This is a genomic window from Thermodesulfobacteriota bacterium (assembly GCA_025062045.1).
In the GTDB taxonomy this organism is placed as follows: domain Bacteria; phylum Desulfobacterota; class Syntrophorhabdia; order Syntrophorhabdales; family JANXAF01; genus JANXAF01.
The window spans coordinates 1-518 of sequence record JANXAF010000028.1 but is presented as its reverse complement, the minus strand read 5'-3'; the positions used below and the strand labels follow the sequence as shown (position 1 = coordinate 518).

Here is a 518-nt window from a genome sequence, read left to right as displayed (position 1 = left end):
ATTAGCTCAGGTTTCCCCGAGTTATCCCCCTCTTGAGGGTAGGTTACCCACGTGTTACTCACCCGTTCGCCGCTGACTATATGAAGAGTTACCCCTTCACATAGTCCGCTCGACTTGCATGTGTTAGGCACGCCGCCAGCGTTCGCTCTGAGCCAGGATCAAACTCTCATAAGAAATTTGATCTGGCATAGCTGAAACTCTAAAGATTATTAACAGGGCTTACCGAACTTTTCAAAGATCAATCTCTACTAAAAGTTTAGCTCACTACTGTTTGACTTGTCAAGAGGAGTTTTTCTCAAAAATTTTTATAAAGCTATAAATACAACTAAACTTTTAAAAATTAACTTATAAAAACTAACACAATTAATTTATTTTTGTCAACTTATCCCTAATTGCTTTTCTTTTTCTGCTATAATAATCTTTGTTTTTAAGACTGTGTCAGGTATTAAACTTATCGAAGTTATTCCACATTCAACAAGAAACTCAGCAAATTCTGGAAAATCACTTGGTGCTTGTCC

1 protein-coding gene and 1 rRNA gene are annotated in these 518 nt (G+C 36.9%); both read right to left on the bottom strand.

Translation table 11 applies throughout. The features are described 5' to 3' along the window. Window positions 1-174 (bottom strand): 16S ribosomal RNA (locus NZ583_09045); the annotation flags it as partial. 203 nt (window positions 175-377) lie between these two features. Next, window positions 378-518: phosphoenolpyruvate synthase/pyruvate phosphate dikinase (locus NZ583_09040; protein MCS7281736.1), on the bottom strand; the 141-nt coding region annotated here is incomplete at its 5' end.